Annotated in this window: 13 protein-coding genes and 1 other annotated feature; of the genes, 2 read left to right on the forward strand and 11 right to left on the reverse strand. The window is 51.3% G+C overall.

The genetic code is table 11. The annotated features are described in order from the left end of the window. Window positions 1–325: 325 nt before the first annotated feature. The 3 genes from glmM to cdaA all read right to left on the reverse strand — a co-directional run bounded on the left by glmM (window position 326) and on the right by cdaA (window position 4006). Window positions 326–1675, reverse strand: a complete 1350-nt coding sequence (gene glmM, locus QZR21_RS04180) for a phosphoglucosamine mutase (protein ID WP_296098367.1) — start codon at window positions 1673–1675, stop codon at window positions 326–328. 589 nt (window positions 1676–2264) lie between these two features. Beyond that, entirely contained in the window at window positions 2265–3185 is a 921-nt protein-coding gene (locus QZR21_RS04185) for a YbbR-like domain-containing protein (RefSeq protein ID WP_296098365.1), read from the reverse strand. Beyond that, window positions 3182–4006, reverse strand: coding sequence for a diadenylate cyclase CdaA (cdaA, locus tag QZR21_RS04190; RefSeq protein WP_296098362.1), 825 nt, complete (start codon window positions 4004–4006; stop codon window positions 3182–3184). The genes QZR21_RS04185 and cdaA overlap by 4 nt, the downstream gene beginning before the upstream one ends. Before the next feature lie 259 nt (window positions 4007–4265). Between cdaA and QZR21_RS04195 the strand changes: the two genes are divergently transcribed. Both QZR21_RS04195 and QZR21_RS04200 read left to right on the forward strand, forming a co-directional pair. Then, on the forward strand, window positions 4266–4988 hold the full coding sequence (locus QZR21_RS04195) for a hypothetical protein (protein ID WP_296973920.1): 723 nt from the start codon (window positions 4266–4268) through the stop codon (window positions 4986–4988). A gap of 229 nt (window positions 4989–5217) precedes the next feature. Then, window positions 5218–5610 (forward strand): rhodanese-like domain-containing protein, encoded by a 393-nt coding sequence (locus QZR21_RS04200; protein WP_296973921.1) that lies wholly within the window; start codon window positions 5218–5220, stop codon window positions 5608–5610. A 485-nt stretch (window positions 5611–6095) separates the two neighbouring features. Here QZR21_RS04200 and QZR21_RS04205 read toward each other — a convergent pair whose 3' ends face one another. The 8 genes from QZR21_RS04205 to QZR21_RS04240 all read right to left on the reverse strand — a co-directional run bounded on the left by QZR21_RS04205 (window position 6096) and on the right by QZR21_RS04240 (window position 14570). Further along, window positions 6096–7436, reverse strand: coding sequence for a M20/M25/M40 family metallo-hydrolase (locus tag QZR21_RS04205; RefSeq protein WP_296973924.1), 1341 nt, complete (start codon window positions 7434–7436; stop codon window positions 6096–6098). A gap of 479 nt (window positions 7437–7915) precedes the next feature. Then, complete coding sequence (locus QZR21_RS04210) at window positions 7916–8794, reverse strand: transporter substrate-binding domain-containing protein (protein WP_296099631.1); 879 nt, start codon at window positions 8792–8794, stop codon at window positions 7916–7918. 50 nt (window positions 8795–8844) lie between these two features. Next, window positions 8845–9075 (reverse strand) — a binding site (T-box leader). 302 nt (window positions 9076–9377) lie between these two features. Next, window positions 9378–10469: an alpha/beta fold hydrolase gene (locus tag QZR21_RS04215; protein ID WP_296099634.1), complete on the reverse strand. Its 1092-nt coding sequence runs from the start codon at window positions 10467–10469 to the stop codon at window positions 9378–9380. A 4-nt stretch (window positions 10470–10473) separates the two neighbouring features. Next, the gene (locus tag QZR21_RS04220) at window positions 10474–11478 is read right to left on the reverse strand and encodes a uroporphyrinogen decarboxylase family protein (RefSeq protein WP_296973928.1); all 1005 of its coding nucleotides are present in this window, start codon (window positions 11476–11478) and stop codon (window positions 10474–10476) included. A 16-nt stretch (window positions 11479–11494) separates the two neighbouring features. Then, window positions 11495–12205, reverse strand: coding sequence for an amino acid ABC transporter permease (locus tag QZR21_RS04225; protein ID WP_296099640.1), 711 nt, complete (start codon window positions 12203–12205; stop codon window positions 11495–11497). Further along, complete coding sequence (locus tag QZR21_RS04230; protein WP_296099643.1) at window positions 12202–12903, reverse strand: amino acid ABC transporter permease; 702 nt, start codon at window positions 12901–12903, stop codon at window positions 12202–12204. The genes QZR21_RS04225 and QZR21_RS04230 overlap by 4 nt, the downstream gene beginning before the upstream one ends. 13 nt (window positions 12904–12916) lie before the next feature. Then, on the reverse strand, window positions 12917–13681 hold the full coding sequence (locus tag QZR21_RS04235; protein WP_296099648.1) for an amino acid ABC transporter ATP-binding protein: 765 nt from the start codon (window positions 13679–13681) through the stop codon (window positions 12917–12919). A 34-nt stretch (window positions 13682–13715) separates the two neighbouring features. Continuing rightward, window positions 13716–14570: a transporter substrate-binding domain-containing protein gene (locus QZR21_RS04240; protein WP_296099649.1), complete on the reverse strand. Its 855-nt coding sequence runs from the start codon at window positions 14568–14570 to the stop codon at window positions 13716–13718. Window positions 14571–15783 lie beyond the last annotated feature (1213 nt).

Consider the following 15783-nt stretch of genomic DNA (forward strand, 5'->3'; position numbering starts at 1 on the left):
CTTTTAGTAGCCCGACGCTGCCCACGGGGCTGAGGTTAGCTGATGGAAACTGTTGAAAGCGCCGCAGGCGAATCAGCCTTCCTGGCAGCTAGCCGCTAGCAGCTAGAAGCTCCTCGCGAATGACTCTACCCGTCAGCGCACAAATCCGCCGCGAAGCGGCTGTCCAGCTCAAGGCCCAAGGCTCAAAGCTCAAGGCTATGACTCCAACCGTCAGCATGCCAAACAGCAAATTTCCATCAGCTCTACAAACCGCAATATTCCGATTTGCCCATTATAAAACCCGTGAAAATGAATGCTCATTTTCACGGGTTCCACTTACGTTCAATCAGTCATTATTTACGCCCAGCTCGTGTTCCACCACAGAAGCGATGTCATCCACGATCCGTTCCAGCTGGTTCAGTTCCTTGCCTTCCCCCATGACGCGGATGAGAGGTTCCGTACCGGAAGCGCGGACCAGGATACGGCCATCGGCACCCAGTTCCTCTTCTCCTGCTTTGATGGAGTCCTGGATCAGTTCATTGTCTTCCCAGCCATTCTTGCTGTACACTTCCACGTTCTTCAGGATCTGGGGGTACGTGGTCATGAGACCGTTCAGTTCAGACAGCTTCTTGCCGCTGTCCCGGAGAACCATGAGAGTCTGTACAGCGGTGATGAGGCCGTCGCCGGTGGTATTGAATTCCGGGAAAATAATGTGGCCCGACTGTTCGCCGCCGATGGAGTAGTTATGCTTCAGCATTTCTTCCAGTACATACCGGTCCCCTACTTTCGTGGAAACGGTCTGGCAGCCGTATTTTTTGAGAGCCTTGCCGAAGCCAAGGTTGCTCATGACGGTACCTACCACCATATTGTCGTTCAGGCGGCCTTCCTTTTTCATCTGCAGTGCATTGATGACCATGAGGTGGTCCCCATCCAGGACCTGCCCCTTTTCATCTACGAACAGGCAGCGGTCCGCATCGCCATCGTTGGCAATGCCGCAGTCCGCCCCTTCCGCCACCACTTTTTTCTGGAGGGTTTCGATGTGGGTGGAACCGCAGCCGTTGTTGATATTGACGCCGTTAGGTTCATGGAAGATCGGAACCACTTCCGCTCCCAGTTCAGAAAGGATGCCCGGGAGGAAATTGCTGGCCGCACCGTTGGCGGAGTCCGTCACGATTTTCATGCCCCTAAAGTCCCCATGGACCGTGGATTTCACGTAGTTCCGGTATTTTTCAGCCAGTTCCGGATGGTCTTCGATAACACCGATGCCATCGCCCGTAGGACGAACGATATCTTCATCGTGGCGGAGGATATTTTCGATTTCTTCCTCCGTCCTGTCCGGCAGCTTATAGCCGTTCCGGTCAAAGAACTTGATACCGTTGTCCGGGAAAGGATTGTGGGATGCGGAAATCACGACGCCCGCATCGTATCCTTCGGTTTTGGTCAGGTATGCAATGCCAGGGGTCGGAATGACACCCACAATATCCACGTTCACGCCGGATGCGCAGAGGCCCGCCGAAAGGGCTGCGGTCAGCATGGAGCCGGAAATACGGGTATCCATGCCGATCAGGAAACGGTGGTCCCCTTTTGTTTTGCAGAAATAAGCACCGGCTGCCCTGCCCAGCTGGTATGCCAGCTCCGGCATAAGTGTGGAATTGACCAGTCCACGGACGCCATCGGTACCAAATAGTGTAACCATTCTAGTTCCTCCCAAAAATTTCTTGAAATAACTTTCAAATCATACATCGAAAGGGATTTTAAGTCAAGTAAGAGCTGTAGATGTTTGGCAAGTGATTCCAAAGGACAAATTGCGGTTTGTAGAGCTGTTGGGGTTTGGCGGTTGGCATGCTTGCGGATGGAGTCACTCGCATGGAGCTCCTAGCTTCTAGCGACTAGCAGCTAGGAAGGATGATCCGCCTGCGGCGCTTCCAACATTTCCCATCAGCTATCCTCAGCCCCGTGGGCAGCTCCTTCCCGAGGAAGGAGCCTCCTGCAGAGTCAATTGCACGTTTTATGGCTAGAGTCGTTAGGATTCCAACTGCGGCGAAGCCGCCAAAGCACCCCAACCTCCCCTCTTTAGAGGGGAGGGAGACCGCTTGCGGTGGAGGGGTGCCGTTGGAAGCGCCGCAGGCTGGCCAGCTTTTCTAGAAGCTAGCAGCTAACAGCTAGAAGCCCTGCACGAATGACTCTATCCATCAGCGCCGCCCAACAGCTCGATATACTGAAATATCGCGGTAAAGCCACCAGACCTCAATTCTCTTCACTCAATTCTCAAATCTTTCTTTCCCTCAGGCCTCGTCGATTTCTATCTTCACCGTCACCTTCGGCACCGCCACGCTGCCTCCGGTGGGTACCGGTACATTCACCAGAGTCTGGATATCCTTGCTGGCTCCGGTGACGTCGATGGGATCCAGATCCACGGTACGGTGATTTTCAAAATAGGAAATGGGGGCCGTCAGCGTAGCCACCGGCGGGGTTACGGTGATCTTACCGACCTTGTAACCCTTGGCCGGTTCCCCCTTTGTTTCTATTTTGATAGGAAGATTTCCAAGCTTCGTTTCCTCTTTCATCTTCACCGCCACTTTTACCTGGCTCGGCATGATATCGAGGCCCGTTACCGTGTTGCCGTCGGCATCCAGGATATTGACACTGTCGAATTCAGTAAAGCTCTTGTTCTTGCCGGAAATATTGACAGACACCACCGCCCGGTCCGCCTTCGCGATTTTGGAAGAGCTGCCGGCAATAGTAATGGTATCAGGGGTGACCTTATTGCTTACCACGGAGAAGTTAGCCTCCGGCGTACCGAAAATCTGCACGTTGGCGGGGAGCGTCTTGACCGCATAGGTATCCACCACCAGGTCAAAGGTCTTCGGCGTCACGGATACCACGGTCTCATCGCCGGGGACGGACACGTGAATCAGGGTATTCGGATAATCGCCGTCCGTAATGCCCGCCAGGTCCACGTAGGCCTTGATGTTATCGGCCCGCATGTAAATCATGTCGCTTCTGGACATACGGACCTTCACTTTCACCGTGGAGGGGACGTTCGTAGCCACCAGGGACCGGTCCAGGTTTCTCGTTTCCACCGGTACGGTATACATATTTTCCACCATGGGGTTCTGCTCATTCATCACGTACACCCACAGGGCGCAGGCAGCGATGAGGCAGAGCAGTTTCGGAAGCCACCATTCATATCTGGTATATTTCATTTCAAAGGCCTCCATTTCTGCAGCATGTCGGAGACGCCCTTCGGCTTGCTCTGAACAAGGTAATTCCGAAGGATGTTCTTCAGGCTCTCCGCATCCTGGCCGCGGTAAATATGGCCGCCATAGGTATAGGAAACGATGCCCGTTTCCTCACTGACCACCACGATGACGCAGTCCGCCTGCTCGGACATGCCTATGGCCGCCCGATGGCGGGTGCCCAGTTCCGTGGACAGGTTATGGTCACGGGTCAGGGGCAGGAGGCATCCCGCCGCCATGATCCGGTTTTCACGGATAATGACAGCCCCGTCGTGGAGCGGCGTATTGACGATAAAAATATTTCCAAGAAGTTCCTTGGACACAAGGCCTTCGATGCGGATGCCCGTATCGATGCGGTCGTCCAGACCCACGCTCCGTTCAAAGACGATGAGGGCGCCGATCTTATTGGCGGACATGGTCATGGTGGCAGACACCACATCATCGATGACGTGATCCCATTCCACCTCATTCATCACCCGGGAGGACACATAGAATTTTCCACGGCCGATCTGCTCCAGGGCCCGCCGGAGTTCCGGCTGGAACACCACCGGCAGTGCCACGATGAGCACGGTCATGAGCTTATCGAGTATCCAGCTGACCACATGGAGCTGCAGCCATCCTGCCAGCACCGTAAGGATACCGAGGAACACAAGCCCCTTCAGGAGCGCCGTGGCCCGGGTGTCCCGGATCAGTATGTATATGCGATATAAGAAAAAGGCAACCACCAGGATATCGAGAATATCCCACAGCCGCATGGTCATGAACAGGCCCTGTATCTGACTGAACATAGTCCGGAAGTTCTCCTTTATATAAGTAAAAAGTATTGATTATATGCAATATAGTTTTATTTTAGCATGAAACCGGAGATATGTGAAATGAACGGAGACAAACGGCGGTTTTGCATTCTTACGGCTGGCATCACATCTCTGAAACTTCCAGCTGCCCCAAAGGGTTGGCTCTATCCGTAAGAATGCAAACCCCTCGGTGCCCGCCCCTTTACCATCTTCCGCTCCTCCATTATACTTACATATGAGGAGGTCTTTTTATATGGCATTTACGCTCATCTGCCACGCCTGCGGGCAGAAACTGACTTTATTTGATTTAGACGTGAAGAAAAGGAAAGGCACCATCCGCTGCACCCGCTGCGGTGCCCGGATTTCCTATGATCTTGATAAAAGAAATATCCAGCAGTCCGGCTTCTGGGCCACCGAAGAACCGGCCTTCGACCCCAGGGCCAGGAATCGGCTCATGAACCAGCTGAAGCGGGAAGAAGCCAGGAAAGCGGCTGCCGAAGGAAAAGAGCCACCGGTGCTCCGGATGGAGACGAACCCGGTAAGGGCCCATGATTTCGATGACAATCCTTTCAGCGCAAAGCCGGGATTTGCAAAGTTCGATCTGAAAACGGGGCAGATCATCCCCGACGGTCCCCAGAAACCGGCTCCCCAGAAACCGGCACCAAAGACACCTGCAGCCAGCCCACGGAACCGGGATAAGGAAGAAATCACATTCAAAGTGGTGGACCGGAGCCACCAGAAGCGGACTATCCATGCCGCCCACCGGGCGCTCCCTTCCATGAGGAACACCACCGCCGGCAAAAGTGAAAAGACTTTCACCCCGCCGCCCCGCATCGTGACCCGTACCGCCCACCGGAACATGCAGCTCGTCCGCCAGGCTGCCCACCGCCAGATCGCTCCAAAGACCGTAAAAATTTCAAGAATCCAGTCCTTCTGGCAAAAGGTGAAGAGCTTCTTCTCCTTCCACCATTCCTGAAGGCCCCTGCTGCGCTGTTCTGCATTCTTACGATTAGAGTCATTTGGCACGGGGCTGCCAGGAAAGCTGGCCAGCCTGCGGCGCTTACCATCTGGTATTTCCGCCAGTCATTCGTGCCGCAGGCTGTAGAGCTTTCCCAGCCGCTAGTAGCTAGCAGCTAGAAGCCCCCGCACGAATATCTCTATCTGTCAGCGCAAACTTGACCTTATTATCAAAAGGAGGTATTCCCATGCACCATCTGTTTTTCCTCTGCTTTGCCCTGCTCATTCCTCTCGTCTTTCTTGGCGGCTGCGGTTCCTCTGCTTCCGATGCCTATCACAAAATCACGGCAGAAGCGGGTCATGAAATGATCCTGAAAGACCACATCACGGTCATCGACGTCCGGGAGCCTTCGGAATACAGCGAAGGCCACGTGCCCACAGCAAAACTCATTCCCCTGGGAACCATCGATGAATCGGTCACGGAAAAGCTGCCGGACAAGAAAGCACCGGTCATCGTATACTGCCGTTCCGGCGTCCGCAGCAAAAAAGCGGCCAATAAGCTGGTAGGACTGGGCTACACCGACGTCCGCGACATGGGCGGTATCCTGGACTGGCCCTATGAGATTGAGAAACAGGGATAAAAGAAAGAATTGCGGTGAGCTGTTAGAGCGAAGCTTACGGGTAGAGTCATTCGTGCGGGGCTTCTAGCTGCTAGCCTCTAGCTGCCAGGAAAGCTCGACAGCCTGCGGCGCCCCCAACAGCTAACCTCCGTCGCCTGACGGCGCCACCTCCTTCCCGAGGAAGGAGGCTAACGACCAGCGGCTCCGCCGCGATTGGAGTCCTAAAGACTCTACTCCTAAAACGTGAAATTGACTCAAAACGAGGCTCCTTCCTTGGAAGGCGGAGGTCCTGCAGAGGACCTCCGAGTCAGTTGCAAGTTGGCGCTTTTTCTGCACATCAAAGCGCCTTCCTTTTGTCAACTGACGCTGCCCACGGGGCTGAGGTTAGCTGATGGAAACTGTTGGAAGCGCCGCAGGCGAATCAGCCTTCCTAGCAGCTAGAAGCTCCATGCGAATGGCTCTACCCATCTGCGCCGAACACATCAGCTCGACAAACCGCAATATTCTCACTGTTCCCGGTATTTTTCCAGGAACGTCTTGATGAACTTTACCGGCCTGTCCAGACGGTCCACCGGCATCCGTTCATCCACCTGGTGGGCTTCACCCCATTCCGGTGTTCTTACCCGGCCGGTGAAGCGGAATATATGATCGCAGACCTCCGAATAATTCCGGGAATCCGTGGCTCCCAGCATAAGGTTTGGCGCCACCACCGTATCCTTTCCATAGACCTCATGAATCGTATCAGAGAGAAGGCCAAAGATCGGGCTGTCCACGCTGCCGGCGGGATGGGGATTTTCCGCATAAGACGCCTTCACCTGCACCCCGTCAGGCATGATGGACTCCAGATAGGCCTTCACAGAATCCACCGTATCTCCCTGAAGAATCCGCACGCTCAGGGTGGCCTCTGCATGGGAAGGAAGCACATTCGCCTGGCTGCTGCCTTCCGCCATGGTAACGGCGAAGGTGGTATGAAGGAGGGCATCGGTGATGCGGTCATTCTTTGCCAGCTTCACCAGTTGCTTCCAGTTCTTCTTCGGATGGCTCACCACATGCCGCCTTTCCTTATCCTGCAGCGGCGCTACCGCTTTGAGATGGGCTTTCACCAATGGCGTCAGGCGATAGGGCATGGGATGGGCTTCCACGGCCGCCATGGCCCGGGCCACGTCTCCCAGCACCGTCCCCCGGCCCGGTTTGCTGGCATGGCCGCCGGCACCATCTTTGTAGAGGACGAATTCATTGGGTGCCTTTTCCGCCATACCCACCAGGGCCAGCGGCGGATTTCCGTCCTCCCCCAGTTCCACATTGCCCCCTTCATCGAAGACGCAGGCCAGGTGCACCCCCTTCTCCTTCAGGTATTTTGCCGTGAGAACGGACCCTTTCTTATCGGGGCTGCACTGCACCTCCTCATTGTGCCCGAAGGACAGGTATATATCAAAATCCGGCCTGAAATCTTCCTCCAGCAGTTCTTCTATGGCATCCAGTTCAGCCGTCAGCACGGACTTGCAATCCTCAGCGCCCCGGCCCCAGAGGCAGCCATCGGCCAGGTCCCCGCCAAAGGGCGGATGGCTCCACTGCTCCTCGTGAATTGCCGGTACCACGTCCTGGTGGGCCATGAAAAGAACGGGATCCTTCTTCCGGCTTTCCGATTTCCAGTGGAAAAGGAGGCTCGCCTTGCCGATGGCCGTGAGCTCCATCTTTTCAAACACCAGGGGCCAGGCCTCCTGCATGTACCGGTGGAGCCGGTCAAACTGGGACCAGTCCGTATGTTCATCGTTTACCGAAGAAACAGTGGGAATGCGGACCACTCCCTGGAGATGGGAAATATATTTTTCAAGTTTGGTATCCATAGAAAACCTCCTTGGTATAAATAAGCGAGCTCCCCATTTTGACACTTAAATTGACTGTTGTCAGTGAGGAATGAAGAGTTCGGAGTAAAGGTACGGCGCACAATTCATATAGCGCCGCAAATTCCAGCTATTTATTCACTTTTCAAATCAGTATGGGCCATTGAGAATTTCCAGTGGACAACCGATCGGATGGACAGGCTTAGGGCTGCAGGTGCTTTGCACTGGATCCATAAGATGGACACGCCAACGAATGCAGCCTATGAACCTTATGCCCCCGCTTCAGCAAGCGAAGCATCGCTGAAGCACCTGGACAGCAGGCGCAGCGCCGCCAACCTATTGCCCTTACGCCCCATTCCTGCATCAAGAGTGGAAACTCGCAATACGTACGCACCAAACTGTTAAGGGCTGCGGAAATGGGTTCCCATTCCTGCAGCCCCTTATATTATATTACATATATATAGGGCAATGTCAGTACGCCATTACTTGCCCGCTTCTGCCTGCGCTTCATTCAGCTGGTCGAAGAGATTCCGGTGATACCATTTTTCGGAAATCTTCTGCAGCGTGCCATCTTTGGAGAGCTTCTCCAAAGCCGCTTCGATTTCATCTGCCAGCTTCTGTTCATTCTTATTCACGATAACCACGGTCTCATTAACTTTGATGGGCTTATCAAGAGCTACGATATCAAAGTTCATGGCCTTGGCAATATCTTCTACCCCCAGATTGTTTGGATATACCAGGGCATCGTACTGGCCATTCTTCAGAGATGTCAATCGTTCTGCCGGCGTAAGGCCATCCTGGATGGGCACTTCTTTCATGATATTGTCATGGGCCTTGTTCCAGTCCGTGAGAACCTTGTAAATGCCGCCGTTTGGCGTATTCGGTACCAGCTTGCCGCCGCCCTTGATGACGTCTTCCAGGCTATGGTATTTCTGTGCATTTTCCCTGGACATGTAAACCATGACGGAAGAAACGCCGATTGGTGTCTTGGGGACGATATAATCCTGTTCCCTTCTGGGAGTCCGGTAGTAACCGCCTGAAGCCACCTTGGCATCTCCCGATTCCATCATCACATCCTGTGTTTCCGGTGGAACTGCCTGGATGTCCAGATGGTAATCCTTCAGGTTCTTATTTACTTCCTGCCAGATATCATATTCATAGCCCTGAAGTTTGCCGTTTTCATCGGCCCAGGACAGCGGCCTTTCCGTACTGGACAGGACCAGTTTCACGCTGGTCTTTCCGTCAGCAGCTGCTGCAGCTTTGGAAGAAGCCGCTTTCTGGTCACCGCCGCAGCCTGCGAAAACGCCGGCTGCCAGCAGGGAAGCCAGGGCAATGGATGCAATTTTTAAAGATTTTTTCATAGGTATTCCTCCTCGTCATGGATGATGTAAAACAAAAAGGCCCCCGTCCTGTTCAGGACGGGAGACCCGCGATTCCACCTAAATTCGTATATCCGTCACCGGATATACCTTTGAGAGTTCTATCAAACCCCTGCCCTGTATCGGGAGCTCCCGGGAAGGCCTACTCTTTTTCAACCCGCCGTGCTCGGAAATGCACTTCATCAGCCTATCCGTATCCGCTTTCACTCTCCGGACTCGCTAAGCCGTCATCCGCTGACTACTCTTTTCTTCATTGCATTTTATCTATATGAATACACTATCATGGATAGGCGGCGATGTCAATAGGAAAGTGGCCATGGTATGGAGCGATTCAACCAATTGCGGTTTGTCGAGCTGTTAGAGCGAAGCTTACGGATAGAGTCATTCGAGCGGGGCTTCTAGGAAAGCTCTACAGCCTACGGCACGAATGACTGGCGGAAATATCTAGTGGAAAGCGCCGCAGTCGAATCAGTTTTCCTGGCTGCTAGCCGCTAGAAGCTAACAGCCCCGTACGAGTGACTCTATCCGTCAACACCGAATACCAACAGCGGGGCAAACTGAAATATCACAGCACCTTTTCCAGCCACTTTTCCATGATATCCGCAATCTGCCCATTATTCCTGTCTTCAAAGAGGAAATGGGTATTGCCATAAATACCGATATCCGGCAGGTGCAGTACCTCGGCATGGCCGCCGTGGCGGTTGATGGCCTCCGCCATGAGCCGCGCCTCCTGGAGCCGTACCCGCCAGTTGTCTTCCCCACCGTGGGGGCTGGGCTTTTCCGGAATATTATCCCCGAAAATCATGAGAATCGGAATCTTTGTGAGCTTTAGAAATTCTTCCATTTCCACGGGATACGGGGCCAGGGGACCGAAGGGACTGGAAGAAGTGAGGGGCGCCGGTGCTTCTTCTTTGGGAAATACGAAGCCCACCCCCGGTTCCAGGGCAATGATGGCCCTCACTTTTCCGTTTTCCATAGCCCCCAGCCATCCCGGCAGGCCTCCCTGGGAATGGGTCACAAGAACCGATGGCCCCGCCCGGTCCACGGCTGCCGAAAGGGCCTGGGCCGCAAGCTTTGGATCAAAGGCCCCCGTATTGGGTGTTCCCTTCTGCCAGAACTGCTCCTCCGCCTCTTTGGTGTGGGGAATCTGTACATGATCGAAGTACTTCGGGTAATGGCCGAACCGGAAGATATCAAACCAGAGGGCTTCATCGGCCACAGGTTTTACTGTTCCTTCCACACCGGAAGTACCGGCGCGGCCCCGGCGGGGCTGGTCCATAAGGTACACCGGATACCCCTTTCGGAGAAAAATCGTCTGGAATCCTTCCCGCCCGTCCGGCGTAGTTTCAAAGGAAGCGCCACTCTGGCCGGCGCCGTGGAGGAATACAAGACTTACCTTCTTCGCATTCGCCGGTACCTGGTAAAAGACATACCCCTGATCCACATGTTTCTCCTGCCCCGCAGGAGACAGGGCATGGGACTCATCGTAGGTGCCGGACTCTTTAATCACCCGCCCCCCGACGGTGAAGCTGCCCTGGTCCATAATAATTAATGGCTTTTTCTGCATAATTCCAACATCTGCCTTATCATCTGCATAAGAAATCAATGGCATCACTGCCAGCACCATCGAAACGGCTATGGCTGCAAGGATATTCATATCTTCACCCTAATTCTACCGCTTTTCTGACCGCCCTTAAATTCTCATCACTGCAATCCTGTGCTACCACGCAGCCCGGTCCAATCATAAGCCCTTTCCCATCTACTTCGGCAATGGCTTCATGAATATGGGCGATAATCTCTTCCGGCGTACCATCTTTCACTATATCATCCCGTACTTCCTTTCCATCCACTACTTTTGTTGCCGCCCTGATACCGGCAAGGAATGGTTTCTCTGTCAATTTTCTGGCCTCTTTAAGAGATGGCGCCGTATTCCGAACAGCTGCCGGATATTTATTGAATATTTCTTCGTAATATACATCCAGACCATGGATATGAACTACATTGAACCATGTTTTTTTAACGTAACTGTCCATGATCTGGAGGTCATAAAATTCGCCGAATTTTTTGAATTCTTCCAGGCTGAGCTGCTCTTTCCTTGCATCCTGGGTAGCGAAGAAAAAGCCATCGACTCCAGCCTCAATATTATACTGGATAAAATCATTGGTAACTGCAGCAATGACCGACAAAGCATGGTGTACTTCTTCCGGATACAGCTTCAGGTCTTCCAGGACTTTCCCACCTGTCAGCTTATGAAGCGTCGTAAGCGGGCTGAAAATAGTCTGGATAATCGGTGTATGGGGAGACACTTTTTTTGCCAGAAGTCTGGCAAATTCTACCTGTTTGCCATAAGTGCCCTGGAGCCCTGAGATCGGTTCCAATATTTTATATCCTTCTCTATCGGTAATGCCCGGTCTGGCCAGTGTAACTGGCTTGCCGGTCTGGCAGTAAATATTAAGCTTGGCCCCAAAATCCTGGATTCCATAGTTTCCAAAAGGCATCATTTTGATAAAATCGAAATCATAGGTATCAACAAATGATGCTTCCGCATCTGCAAGAGAAACCAGATCCTGATCATACTTAGAAAAATGAAACCATACAGATACAGGGACCCGATCCGGTTCCTTTCCATCTACCACCGCTCTTACTCGTTCTTCTCTATTCATCATAATCCCTCCAAAGAAATCAGTTTGCACTCATTCCGCGTTTTCTCAGCGCCGCTTCCCAACGATTAAAAATAAAGGTCAGGATAATGCAAAGGCCCCAATAAATAACAGCATCCGCAATATAGGGCTCCGTCCTGCGGCTGTACAGGGCAGCAAACAGGTTGGCCGCCGAAAAAATATCCACAATTTTGATGGTAAATAACAGTGAAATTCCTTTGATTGCGTGAAGATAATAGGTAAAAAAAGTAGGGAGCACTACAGTCAAAGCCTGGGGAAATACAATTCTCCTGTAAGCCATGAAAGGAGATAATCCCATGGCTACAGCTGCTTCATACTGCCCGCGGGGAACTGAAAGCAAAGCACCCCGGATATTCTCCGATTGAAAAGCCGCATGAAACAGTATGAAAAGAATATAGCCGGTCCAATAGGGACTCACGTCGAAAAATTTAATTTCCCTGCCATAAAAAGCACTGAGCACCGGAGCCATCAGAAAAGGGATGGTGTAGTAAGCTATAAAAATCTGTACAATGGCCGGTACAGAACGGGTAAAAGAAACCCATACTGCCAGAATCGGATTTAATATGCGATGGTGCCCGATTCTGATTACTGCCACCAGTGCTCCCAGAACAATCCCACCGACAAGAGTAACGGCCGCCATGAAAAGGGTATTGGGAACAGCCTTCAGAATATAAAAAAAGGCATCTATTACAGCATTTCCATCGATACTCATGATACCCTCCTGTTCAGAATACGGGTTTGCCGATTTTCCAGGTACTTCATCAGTGATTCAAGTACCGCAATCATCACCCAGTACAAAATGGCAACCGCCAGATAACTTTCCAGTTTCCCTATCCCCTGGTGGACTGTAATAATGAGATTTGCCCTCCCCATAAGGTCCATAAGGCCAATCATATACATGAGAGAAGTATCTTTGACAATCTCAATCACCTGGTTCACCAGCAGCGGAAGAACGGTTGGAATCATCTGCGGCATAACGACCTGCACTATTTCCTGCGCTGGCGTCATTCCAAAAACTTCAGCTGCTTCCTTCTGTCCTTTTTCAATTGAAAAATAAGCGGGTCTTATGATCTCTGCGATTACCGGAGCATAGGCAAATACCATGGTAATGTAAACATAAATAATCTTATTGAGGCTTCCCTGGACAAGGCCGCTGGCTTTCAGCAGGAAAGGAACCAGAAAATAGGAAAGAAAAAGGAGAAGCACAAAAGGCATGCTCCTCACAAAGGAAAGCCATACGTCTGTTATCGGCATGAGAATCGGAATCCTGAGAATTCGAATAATGGAAACAAGTATCCCCGCCAGGATACAAAGAACAGCAGATACCACGATAACTTCAAAGGTAAATGGTATCGCCGAAAGCAGCTTCGGGAGAACTTCCAGGAAATAAGAAATACTGAATGTAAGCAATCCTGTCCCCTCCTTACACTGCAAATTCCGGCTCACGATGGATCATACGGCGGAGGAAAAGTCTTGTTTCTTCCTGCCTCGGATGATAGAAGATCTCTTTTGGAGAGCCCTCTTCCACAACATAACCGGCATTCATGAAGAGCACCCGGGATGAAATATCCTTAGCAAAATTCATTTCATGGGTCACGATAATCATGGTGATTCCTCTTCCGGCAATATCGGAAATCGTATCAAGTACTTCACCGACCAGTTCCGGATCCAGAGCAGATGTAGGCTCATCAAACAGAATAACTTCCGGTTGTGGTGCCAGGGCTCTGGCAATCCCCACCCTCTGCTGCATACCACCGGAAAGTTCTGCCGGATACATATCCTTATAAGAATCCATATGGACCTTTTCAAGTTCCGTCATGGCAATCTCATAGGCGTCCTTTTTCTTCATTCCTTTGCCATAGATAAGCCCGGTCATCACATTTTCCACAACCGTCTTATTTCTGAACAGATTGAATGACTGGAACACCATAGTCGATTTCTGGCGCAGCTGTTTCACTTCCTTTTTGGTGATATGGGAAAAATCAACCTTCACATCGCCAATCCGCAGCACACCGGAATCAGGAACTTCCAGATAATTCAGGCAGCGGAGAAGGGTTGTTTTCCCTGTACCCGATGGTCCAAGAATGGAAATAACTTCTCCCTTTTCCGCAGAAAAAGATACGTGATGTATGACTTCTTTGCTTCCAAAGCTCTTTTTTAATCCATCCAGTTCAATCAGTGTATTCATGAAAAACAACTCCTTTGTAGCATGCCTGCTGTAATCAGTCTTTCAAAAGTTTAAAAAGATCATCTTTATAATATTTTTCGGAAATCTTTGCTAATGTTCCATCCTGTCTGAGTTCACCCAGGGCCTCATTGATTTCCTGTGCCAGTTTTTCTTCATTCTTATTGACCAGCACATAGGTCTTATTCACCTTAACCGGTTCTTTAACTGTCTCGATTTCAATGCCCAGTTTAGCGGCATGATCCAGTACGCCAAGATTATTGGGTGTGATCAGTGCATCAAACTGTCCGCTTGCCAATCCTTTCAACCGCTCTGTCTGTGAGAAATCTGCCTGCACCGGGATTTCTGGAAGCGGATTGCCATGGGCATTATTCCATTCTGTCATGATACGGAAGGCCCCACCATTTGGTGAGAACGGTACCAACTTCAAGTGGGCATTCACCACATCTTCCAGATTGGAATATTTCGAAGCTTCCCCTTTCCTGACATAAATCATGAGGGAAGAGGCACCAATCGGATTTTCCGGAAGGAGGAACTGCTCCTGCCGCTGCTTGTTACTGTAATAGCCACCGGCTGCTACCTTGGCTTCTCCGGATTCCATCATTACATCCACGGTCTCATCCGGAACTGCATCAATATCCAGCGTGTAGTCTTTCAATTTCTTGTTGACTTCCAGCAGAATTTCGTATTCATATCCATGAAGCTTTCCATCTTCATCTTTCCAGTTAAGTGGTGGCTCATTACTGGAAATCAGTGTTTTCACCGGTGTTTTTCCATTGGCTGATTTTGCCGATTCCGCCTGCTGGCTGTTCCCGCATCCCGCAAATACGCCTGCCGTCAATACCACTGCTGCTCCAAGAATTGCTGCCTTTTTCCAAACTGATAACTTCATAAGAATCACCTTTTCATCGAATATAAAAAATCCCGAAAGAATAAAATTCTTTCGGGACGATAGATATCGTGGTTCCACCCAACTTCACCAAGCAGTCACCTGCTGCAGTCTCAAGAAGTACTTCTAAGGGAAATTTTCCCTGTACCCCTGCGCTGTAACGGGCGTCTCCCGGTATGGCTTACTGTCAGTTCAGCCATCGGCTCTGAAATGCACTTCCCCATTCTATCCGTATCCGCTTCCACCCGCCGGACTCGCTTTGCCGTTTTCGAAAAGGTACTCTCTTTCTTCCCTGCCTGTGTAGATGAATTTTTGTAAATATGTCCCCCGGCCGGTTTCCCGGCCGGGAACATGGGGATGCAGGCTTTCGTCCTGCTCCATAGTTAAGCTGCTCAAGGTCCTTTGGTTCCAGCGGCTCAGGGCTTTGTCCCCTGCCTGCCTTGACGGTGTCCCCATGGGATCCCTGTCAGCGAAATGACTTATTTTTTGTAGAACTGGCGGTACGCTGGAGCCGAAATTCCGAGGAACAGAAGGCAGCCGGCCAGGCCCCATTTCAGTTCATTCAGTTCCTTTGCAATCAGCTTGCCCATGTTTCTCATCCTTTCTTCTGTAAATCAAAAAGCTCCCGTCCCATAAGGGACGAGAGCCATAGCTTCGTGTTTCCACCCAATTTCATATACCCGTCACCGGATATACCTTAAGAGGTTCTATCAAACCCTGGCCCTGTATCGGGAGCTCCCGGGAAGACCTACTGCTGTTTCAACCTTCCAAACTCAGAAATGCACTTCAGCTCCCTATCCGTGTCCGCTTGCACTCTCCGGACTCGCTTTGCCGTCTTCAGGACGCTTACTCTTTTCTTCATCGCTTTGTTGTAAGTAACTTTAGCACTGTTATTTATGACTGTCAAGGGGGAAATTTGCAGATTTTTTCTCAATCCGCCCAATTGCGGTTTGACGAGCTACTTTGTTCGGAGCGGATGGGTAGAGTCTTTCGCATGGAGCTTCTAGCTACTAGCGGCTAGCTGCCAGGAAGGCTGATTCGCCTGCGGCGCTTTCCATCCGATGTTTCCACCTGCCATTCGTGCCGTAGGCTATCGAGCCATCCTAGCAGCCAGGAGCTAACAGCTATAGTAAACGACATTAATTACTTTACTTTAAATCGATGTATCTATGTGCTATACTTCAATTGGAGGTACAGTACATATGAACAATCGAAA

Origin of the sequence: uncultured Dialister sp., from assembly GCF_900541605.1 — a bacterium.
In the GTDB taxonomy this organism is placed as follows: Bacteria; Bacillota; Negativicutes; order Veillonellales; family Dialisteraceae; genus Dialister.

What these genes read in the sequence shown, in the direction of transcription:
- QZR21_RS04200 (WP_296973921.1), top strand. Translation starts at nt 5,218, where the DNA reads ATGCACCATCTGTTTTTCCTCTGCTTTGCCCTGCTCATTCCTCTCGTC.
- QZR21_RS04240 (WP_296099649.1), bottom strand. Translation starts at nt 14,570, where the DNA reads ATGAAGTTATCAGTTTGGAAAAAGGCAGCAATTCTTGGAGCAGCAGTG.
- QZR21_RS04210 (WP_296099631.1), bottom strand. Translation starts at nt 8,794, where the DNA reads ATGAAAAAATCTTTAAAAATTGCATCCATTGCCCTGGCTTCCCTGCTG.
- QZR21_RS04235 (WP_296099648.1), bottom strand. Translation starts at nt 13,681, where the DNA reads ATGAATACACTGATTGAACTGGATGGATTAAAAAAGAGCTTTGGAAGC.
- QZR21_RS04215 (WP_296099634.1), bottom strand. Translation starts at nt 10,469, where the DNA reads ATGAATATCCTTGCAGCCATAGCCGTTTCGATGGTGCTGGCAGTGATG.
- QZR21_RS04195 (WP_296973920.1), top strand. Translation starts at nt 4,266, where the DNA reads ATGGCATTTACGCTCATCTGCCACGCCTGCGGGCAGAAACTGACTTTA.
- QZR21_RS04185 (WP_296098365.1), bottom strand. Translation starts at nt 3,185, where the DNA reads ATGAAATATACCAGATATGAATGGTGGCTTCCGAAACTGCTCTGCCTC.
- glmM (WP_296098367.1), bottom strand. Translation starts at nt 1,675, where the DNA reads ATGGTTACACTATTTGGTACCGATGGCGTCCGTGGACTGGTCAATTCC.
- cdaA (WP_296098362.1), bottom strand. Translation starts at nt 4,006, where the DNA reads ATGTTCAGTCAGATACAGGGCCTGTTCATGACCATGCGGCTGTGGGAT.
- QZR21_RS04225 (WP_296099640.1), bottom strand. Translation starts at nt 12,205, where the DNA reads ATGAGTATCGATGGAAATGCTGTAATAGATGCCTTTTTTTATATTCTG.
- QZR21_RS04205 (WP_296973924.1), bottom strand. Translation starts at nt 7,436, where the DNA reads ATGGATACCAAACTTGAAAAATATATTTCCCATCTCCAGGGAGTGGTC.
- QZR21_RS04220 (WP_296973928.1), bottom strand. Translation starts at nt 11,478, where the DNA reads ATGATGAATAGAGAAGAACGAGTAAGAGCGGTGGTAGATGGAAAGGAA.